Here is a 4,099-nt window from a genome sequence, read left to right as displayed (position 1 = left end):
ACTATTTACTCTAAACTGCAATACGGAGGCACGACCCTCGATTTATCTCGCTTTGTGATGGATTTCTGCTTTCGCAGGAATGACACCGAGCGTGTTTTTCGAGCCATGCAACAACGCTGGTCAAGCCCACGGGATGACACACAGAGGTGAAATCGATCCACGCGGGTAATGCCACTCGCAATAGCGATAGCAGAGTATATCAAGCAAATTCTAATAATATCTGTCCTCTTACAACATTATCCTTTTCATTAACAAAAATTTTAGCTATTTTTCCGTCTCTTTCGGCAAGAATCAGGTTTTCCATTTTCATAGCAATTAAAGTCATAATTTCTTGTCCTGCCGTCACTTCCTGTCCTTCTTTCACCTTTATCGCAGCAATCTGACCGCTTAGAGGAGCCCCAAGTTCGGAGCTTTCTTCTACTACTACTTTTGAGACCATTAACGCTTCAAGTTCTGATATACGAGGAGAGCGTACAAAGGCTTTTACGCTAATACCGGCATGCGATAATAAATAACCGGTTCTGATATTCTCAATTTTTACATTTGTCTTTTTACCGTTAATTATAGCCGTAAAAAGTTCATTACCTAAATTCCAGTTACTACGAATATATATTCTATCGCTTTCGTGACGTATATTATAGCCGTTTTCAACAGGTGTAATTAATACGGGGAATAATTTATCATCGATAGTTACTACCCATCTTGTACCTATTTTGTTAGCTTGATTGTCAATATTGCCGGAAATTAAAGAAGCGCGTCTTTGCTCTGATATATAAATAAAAATAGCCGTTGCTAAAAATACGGTAGTTACTTCTGAAGTTAGACTAGCTCCGGAAAAGCCGTCAGGATATTCTTCTTGAATAAAGGCGGTAGAAATATCGCCGCTAACAAAGCGTGGATGTAGCATTACAGCTTCTAAGAAACTGATATTATGAGCAATGCCGTTAATTATATAAGAACTCAAAGCAGAACGCATTACCTCAATCGCCTGCTCTCTTGTTTCACCGTAAGTACATAATTTTGCAATCATCGAATCATAAAACATGCTTACTTCACCGCCAAGCCCAATTCCTGTATCTATACGGATATTAGGACTCTTTGCAGGTTCGGAATAAGCTATAATTCTACCGCTAGAAGGTAAGAAACCTCTGCTTGGGTTTTCGGCACAAATTCGTGATTCAAATGCCCAACCTTTTAATTTTATGTCATCTTGTGTAAAGGATAATTTCTCACCGGCTGCGATTTTTATCATCTCTTCAACGATATCTATACCGGTAATTAGCTCAGTAACGGGATGCTCGACTTGCAACCTAGTATTCATCTCTAAAAAATAGAAATTTTTATTGCTATCTACTATAAACTCAACGGTACCGGCCGAATAATATCCCACTTTTTGAGATAAGGATATTACCTGCCGATACATTTCTTGCCTTATATCTTCAGTAATAAAAGAACTCGGTGCTTCTTCGATTACTTTTTGATGGTGACGCTGTATTGAACATTCACGCTCTCCGAGACATACGCTATTGCCGTATTGATCGGCAATTAGCTGAATTTCGATATGACGGGGCGTTTGAATTAACTTCTCAATAAATAATCTATCGTCACTAAAACTATTGGCTGCTTCAAGCTTTGCCGACTCAAAAGCATTTGCCATTTCAGCAGGATTATTCACTACTCTCATACCACGTCCACCGCCGCCGGCAGCCGCTTTTACTATTACCGGAAAACCAATCTCTTTAGCAATATCCACCGCTTGCTTAACATCGTTTATAGTTCCCATATAACCCGGAACTGTGCTAACTCCGGCTTCTATCGCTATCTTTTTTGCTTCGATTTTATCGCCCATTTTTTTAATAGTTCCGGCACTCGGTCCTATTAAAACAACACCTTCTCTTTTAAGAATATTGGCAAAATTTGGATTTTCCGATAAAAAACCGTAGCCTGGATGTACTGCACTTGCTCCACTTTCACGAATTGCTGAGATAATATTTTTAATAGATAAATAACTTTCCGTTGCAGGGGAATCACCTATATAATAAGCCTCATCTGCATGCTGCACATACATTGAGTTTGTATCTGCTTCAGAATATACTGCAACCGACTTTATTCCCATCTTTTTTAAGGTACGTATTATCCTAACGGCGATCTCGCTACGATTAGCAATTAAAATTTTATCAAATAATGGTTTATTCATAGTTTTTTGTTATAATTTTTCTTGTATTTTTCGTCATTGCGAGCGACCATAGGGAGCGCGGCAATCTCGTCAAATATCCTGAGATTGCTTCGTCAATTACTTCGTAATTTTCCTCGCAATGACGTTTGGCTAAAGCGGCAAATTATCATGCTTCTTCCAAGGTAATTCTACTTTTTTAGTACGCAGGAAATTTAACGCCTTACATATTCGCCATCTAGTATTTTGCGGTCTTATAATATCGTCTAAATATCCCCTAGATGCTGCAACAAAAGGCGAGGTTACTACTTTTCTATATTCATCGATTTTTTGTTTTTTAGCTTCAGGGTCTTTACATTCTTCCTTAAATATTATCTCGGCTGCTCCCTCTGCACCCATAACAGCGATTTCCGAATTAAACCAAGCATAGTTTATATCGCCTCTAAGATGCTTGGAGTTCATAACTATATAAGCACCTCCATAAGCCTTACGGGTAATTACGGTAATCTTCGGCACTGTAGCTTCCGCATACGCGTATAACAGCTTAGCCCCGTGTTTAATAATACCGTCATGCTCTTGAGATGTACCGGGCAGAAATCCAGGTACATCAACAAGGCTTACTACAGGAATATTGAAAGCATCACAAAATCTAATAAACCTTGCTGCTTTTCTTGAGGCGTTTATATCTAAACATCCTGCTAAATGCAAAGGCTGATTAGCCACAAATCCTACCGGATAACCTTCCATATAGCCAAAGCCGATAATGATATTCTTCGCAAAATCAGATTGTAGTTCAAAAAATTCTCCCTCATCAACGATGCGTTCAACAAGCTCTTTCATGTCATAAGGCTTATTAGGAGTGTTAGGTATTAACGTGCTAAGAGACATATCGACTCTATCGGCGGGGTCAATAGTCGAGCGAACAGGAAGAGGACTACGGTTGGATGACGGAAGGAAATTAAAGAACTTACGAATTTCGAGCAGTGCTTCTATATCATTATTGAATGCAAGATCGGCAACGCCGCTTTTAGTGGTATGCATTCTAGCACCACCGAGCTTTTCTTGGCTTACTTCTTCACCCGTAACGGTTTTTACTACATCGGGACCAGTTACGAACATATAAGAACTATTCTTAACCATGAATATAAAATCGGTTAAAGCGGGGGAATATACCGCACCACCGGCACAAGGTCCCATAATTAAGGTAATTTGAGGGATAACACCAGATGCTAAAACATTACGCTGAAATAATTCACCGTATCCGGCAAGAGCATCAACTCCTTCTTGAATTCTTGCTCCCCCTGAGTCGTTAATACCGATTACAGGAGCACCGGTTGCTATAGCTTGATCGATAATATCGCAGATTTTCTTAGCATGATATTCACCGAGTGAGCCACCAAGTACGGTAAAATCTTGGCTATAAATAAATACCAACCTACCGTTTATCGTACCGTGTCCCGTTACAACACCGTCACCTAAAAACTTTTTATCCTGCATCCCAAAATTATTGCATCTATGGGATACAAACATACCTGTTTCGGTAAAGCTATTCGGATCTAATAATACTTCTATGCGTTCTCGTGCAGTTAACTTACCTTTTTGATGTTGTGCGTTGATCCTAGCTTCACCGCCCCCTTGCCTTGCAATATTTTTTCTCTCATCCAGTAACTCAGGAGAGATTATATTACTTTGATTCATAGATTATTTATAGTTTTATTTCCAAAATATCCATAATATAATATAATAATGCTAATGTGAAAAGATAATTATTTATGTCATCTACCAAAGATACCAAAGAAGCACCGAAAAAAGCCAAACCACCAGCTAAATTTGATAATTTATCAACTGCTTTAAAAAAGAATTTACAAAGAAGAAAGAAAGTACAAAAAGAAAAGAATAATATGTAGAAGTCAAGATTTAATCTTA

General features: G+C 38.5%; 3 protein-coding genes. 1 reads left to right on the top strand and 2 read right to left on the bottom strand.

Going from position 1 to position 4,099, the window contains the following annotated elements:
- Positions 1-199: 199 nt before the first annotated feature.
- Together KYQ89_RS02545 and KYQ89_RS02540 are read right to left on the bottom strand one after the other, a co-directional pair.
- Positions 200-2,197 carry an acetyl/propionyl/methylcrotonyl-CoA carboxylase subunit alpha gene (locus tag KYQ89_RS02545; protein ID WP_218460273.1) on the bottom strand — a complete coding sequence of 666 codons (1,998 nt, stop codon included), beginning with the start codon at positions 2,195-2,197 and terminating at the stop codon, positions 200-202.
- Positions 2,198-2,326: 129 nt separating this feature from the next.
- Positions 2,327-3,871, bottom strand: a complete 1,545-nt coding sequence (locus tag KYQ89_RS02540) for an acyl-CoA carboxylase subunit beta (protein WP_218460272.1) — start codon at positions 3,869-3,871, stop codon at positions 2,327-2,329.
- A 74-nt stretch (positions 3,872-3,945) separates the two neighbouring features.
- Between KYQ89_RS02540 and KYQ89_RS07680 the strand changes: the two genes are divergently transcribed.
- Positions 3,946-4,080, top strand: a complete 135-nt coding sequence (locus KYQ89_RS07680; protein ID WP_256621206.1) for a hypothetical protein — start codon at positions 3,946-3,948, stop codon at positions 4,078-4,080.
- Positions 4,081-4,099 lie beyond the last annotated feature (19 nt).

Source organism: Rickettsia sp. TH2014 (genome assembly GCF_019249195.1).
GTDB lineage: Bacteria > Pseudomonadota > Alphaproteobacteria > Rickettsiales > Rickettsiaceae > Rickettsia > Rickettsia felis.
The sequence above is the reverse complement of the archived record's forward strand: the minus strand, read 5'-3'. Positions and strand labels throughout refer to the sequence as shown.